Origin of the sequence: Streptomyces bobili, from assembly GCF_002154575.1 — a bacterium.
GTDB lineage: Bacteria > Actinomycetota > Actinomycetes > Streptomycetales > Streptomycetaceae > Streptomyces > Streptomyces bobili.
The window spans coordinates 1-4009 of sequence record NZ_MUBA01000221.1 but is presented as its reverse complement, the minus strand read 5'-3'; the positions used below and the strand labels follow the sequence as shown (position 1 = coordinate 4009).

The 4009-nt window shown below is 71.8% G+C and carries 4 protein-coding genes; 3 read left to right on the top strand and 1 reads right to left on the bottom strand.

Going from position 1 to position 4009, the window contains the following annotated elements; genetic code table 11:
- Both BZL64_RS18695 and BZL64_RS18685 read left to right on the top strand, forming a co-directional pair.
- Positions 1-348, top strand: a 348-nt coding sequence (locus BZL64_RS18695; RefSeq protein WP_143663205.1) for an acyl-CoA dehydrogenase family protein, incomplete at its 5' end; no start/stop codon positions are given.
- 519 nt (positions 349-867) lie between these two features.
- Entirely contained in the window at positions 868-1431 is a 564-nt protein-coding gene (locus tag BZL64_RS18685; protein ID WP_086770337.1) for an ATP-binding protein, read from the top strand.
- Positions 1432-1976: 545 nt separating this feature from the next.
- Here BZL64_RS18685 and BZL64_RS18680 read toward each other — a convergent pair.
- Positions 1977-2903, bottom strand: a complete 927-nt coding sequence (locus tag BZL64_RS18680) for a cyclase family protein (protein WP_086770336.1) — start codon at positions 2901-2903, stop codon at positions 1977-1979.
- An 86-nt stretch (positions 2904-2989) separates the two neighbouring features.
- Between BZL64_RS18680 and BZL64_RS18675 the strand changes: the two genes are divergently transcribed.
- Complete coding sequence (locus tag BZL64_RS18675; RefSeq protein WP_086770335.1) at positions 2990-3862, top strand: SDR family NAD(P)-dependent oxidoreductase; 873 nt, start codon at positions 2990-2992, stop codon at positions 3860-3862.
- Positions 3863-4009 lie beyond the last annotated feature (147 nt).

Here is a 4009-nt window from a genome sequence, read left to right as displayed (position 1 = left end):
GCCTGGAAGCCGCCGATCGGCGGCTTCCAGGCCGTCAAGCACCTGTGCGCGGAACTGCTGGTGCGGGTGGAGGTGGCGCGGGCCGCCGTCTACGCCGCCGCCGTCACCGCCGACCCCGCCGACATCGCGGCGGCCCGGCTCCTCGCCGACGAGGCCGCCGTACGCGGCGCGCGCGACTGCCTCCAGGTGTACGGCGGGATGGGGTTCACCTGGGACGTCGAGGTCCACCTGGTGCTGAAGCGGGCGTGGGTGCGCACGCGACGTACGGGAGGCGGCACGGAGAGTGAGGAACTGTTGGCGCGTGAACTGCTGTCCGGGACCGGCTCCGCAGGCCCCGGCCTGCGGTGATGAGGGCCGGCCGGGAAACGTGTCGATGATCGTGGCATCAGCCGGTCACACAGCGTGAGATGTGGTTGTGGCCGATGCGTGACCCGTCACGGGCCGGAGTCGGGGAGTCGCTCCGGTACCTTCTGTGGGATGCGAGTGGCTACGAGCGCGAGCCGTGCCGGTGGTGCCCCCGGGGCAGTGCCGGATGCGACGGTGCGCGCCCCTGCTCGCAGGCTGGACGGGCGCGGGAGCATGGCCTGTTCGACTCCCCGCAGCGAGCGTCGCACAGTATGCCGCACGCGTACTCCTTCGCGCTGGAATATGCCCGAAGCGCTTGTTGGGGTGACTGTATGTCAACCAAGCTGTCTCGTAAGGGAATCACGTTCCGTCACTCCGCCTCTGGCCGTTGTTCTGGTCATGCGGAAAATGGCTACGATCGTGGCCCTCGTCGTCATGGTGCTCGCGTGGCTTGCGTGGCTCACGTGGCGCGCGGCCATGTGTCCGCCGGTTCGGATGGTGTGAGCGGTGCAGGTGCTTCAAGTGCAGCTGGAGATCCGGCCCGACCCCGCTGAAGTGGGTCGCGCCCGGCGGTGGGCCCGTTCGCGCATCGCCGGGTCCGGGATAGAGGCCGACGAGCCGCTCGCCGAGACGCTGATCCTGCTCATTTCCGAGCTGGTCACCAACGCCGTGGTGCACACCGGCTGTCCGGCCGTGCTGCGGCTCTCCCTGCCGGGCGTCGAGACCGGGGAGGCCACCGTCCGGCTGGAGGTGGCCGACAGCAGCACCCGGGCGCCCGTGCCCCGCTGTGTGGGCGACGAGGCCACGGGCGGCCGCGGCCTCGCCCTCGTGGACGGACTCGCGGACCGCTGGGGCTGGAGCGTCGAGGGCCCCGGCAAGCGCATCTGGTGCGAACTCGACCGCTGCGCCCGGCCCGTCGACGGCGCCGGCCACGGCGGTGCGGCGGAGCGCGGCGGTGCGGCCGAATGCGGCGGTGCGGCCGGGTGCGGCGGTGCGGCGGAGGGTGACGCCGCGGCGGAGGTCGGGGCCGGTGCCGGCGCCTTCCGGCCGCCGGTCTACGAGGGTTTCGCGTACGAAGCCGTGTGACGGCGCACGGGCACCTCGGTGCGCCCGTATGTCCGTGCACCGGTGCGCGGGGAGCCGGACGGTGCGTGGAGTGCTGCGCGCGAGCGCTGCGTACGGCGCCCTGCCTACGGCGCACGGTGTGCGGGGCCTCGGCGTACCGGTGCAGAAAGCGCTGTCGGTCAGGCCGGGGGCGGGAATCGGTGCGCCCGGACGTGCTTCCGTGCGCGCCCATGACAAATGGGACGTAAATCACAAATCCCCGATCGGGTGTTGACGCCAGGTGTCCGTTTGATCACGCTTGTGGTCAGCGATTCGCCGCGAGGGGACGACGAGGGTTCCGGTGACGGGGACCCCCGTCGAGTGTGGGTCGTGATTCGGCGTCGGGTCCCTCAGGGCCGGGGGAGACCGGGGCGGGTACGCCGAGCCGGATGGTGGCGCGTGGTGCCGTGCTCGGGGCGGGCAGCGGCGCGCCACCATCCGGCGTAACCCGTTGGACGTGATCCGTCGTGATGCATCGGACGTGATCCGTCGGGCGCCCGGCCGGTGGCGGCCCGCGGGGAGGGGCTTCACAGCACGGCCACCGGCGCCACCGGCGTTCCCGTCCCGCCGACGAACGGCTCGGGCGTCGCGGAGAGCAGGAACGCGTAACGTCCTTCTTGTCCACAGGCTGTGGACAACTTTTCGAGATTCCAGTTCTGACCCTGCATCATGCCCATCTCCACCAGATGCAGCGCGTGCACCGGCAGCCACAGATCCTCGATCTCGGGCGGGAACACCTCGAACGTCAGGGTGTCGTTGGCGACCGCCGCCACATCGCGCGCGTGGAACCACTCCGGCGTGCGCACCGACAGCCCCGGCGAGGGGTGCGCGTACGCCTGCCGGTCGCCGGCGAGGTAGACCCGCATCTGCCCGGTCCGTACGAGCACGATGTCGCCCGCCCGCACCCGCGTCCCCGCCAGCTCCTCGGCCGCCTCCAGGTCCTCCGGGGTGACCGCGTGGCCGCCCTCCAGCCGGTCGACGCCACGCGCGCGTGCCACGTCCAGGAGCACCCCGCGCGAGACGACGTACGGGGCCTTGTCGATGCCGCTGAACTCCGCGCCGCCGTGCGCGGTGACCGTGCCGGCCGGGCGGCCGTTGTAGATCCGGCCCGAGTGCGAGACGTGCGGCAGCGCGTCCCAGTGCGTGGCCGCCTGGAGGCCCATCGTCACGGCGTCGTCGCTGCACGCCACCGTGCCCGGCCCGAAGATCTCCTGATTGATCTGCACCATCGTGTGCAGGGGGTTGACCCGCCCCGGGATCATCCCGGTCTGCACGCCGTCCTCGCGCAGCGGCAGCGCGAGCGGGACACGGCGCCCGGTGCGCACCTCGGCCACCGCACGCCGTACGACCTCGTCGGTGACGAGGTTGAGGGTGCCGATCTCGTCATCGGCGCCCCAGCGTCCCCAGTTGTTGACGCGCTCGGCGATGTCGTGGAACTCGGCGGGCAGTGCCATTCGGTGCCTCCCCGGGGCTTGTCGCCGGGTATCCGACGGGACATAAAATCTAACGGTCCGTCAGAAACTGCGGGAAGGGGCCGGGCGTGGGGAACTTCTTGACCGGCAGGGCCGTCGCCGTCACCGGCGCCGGACGAGGGATCGGCAGGGCGGTGGCGCTGGCCGCCGCGGCCGAGGGAGCGAGCGTCGTCGTCAACGACTACGGCGTCTCCATGGACGGCGGCTCGCCCTCCAGCGAGGTCGCCGAGGCCGTCGTCAAGGAGATCGAGGCCGCCGGCGGCCGGGCCGTCGCCGTCGCCGACGACATCTCGACCATGGCGGGCGGCCAACGGGTCGTCGACACCGCCCTGTCGGCCTTCGGACGGCTCGACGGCGTCGTGTGCGTGGCCGGGATCCTGCGCGAGCGGATGCTGTTCAACATGACCGAGGACGAGTGGGACCCGGTCATCGCCACCCACCTCAAAGGCACGTTCACCGTGTTCAGGGCGGCGTCCGCGGTGATGCGTGCCCAGCGCTCCGGCACCCTCATCGGCTTCACCAGCGGCAGCCACCAGGGGTCGTACTCCCAGGCCAACTACAGCGCGGCCAAGGGCGGGATCATCTCCCTCGTCCGCAGCGCCGCCCTCGGACTGCACAAGTACGGGGTGACCGCCAACGCGGTGGCCCCCGTCGCCCGTACGCGCATGTCGGCCGGCGTGCCGATGGAGCTGACGGAGATCGGGGAGCCCGAGGACGTGGCCGCGCTGGTCGTCTACCTGCTCTCCGAGCGGGCTCGCCAGGCGGAGGTGACCGGGCAGGTGTACACGGTGGCGGGGCCGAAGATCGCGGTATGGGCGCAGCCGCGTGAACTGCGGTCGGCCTACGCCTGTGGCGGCTGGACCCCGCAGAGCATCGCGGAGGCGCTGCCCGGATCGGTGGGGGTGGATCCGATGCCGCTGCTGCCACGGCCGCCGGGGTGAGCGGTGAGCGGGGAGCGGTAACCGGGTGTCGGATGCCGTTCCCCTNNATGTCCATCCATGTGAGGAGTGGCCGTGGAGTTCGGGTTCTCCGCTCTCGACGAGGCCTTTCGGGGCGAAGCCCGCGAATGGCTGGGGCCGCGTGTCCCG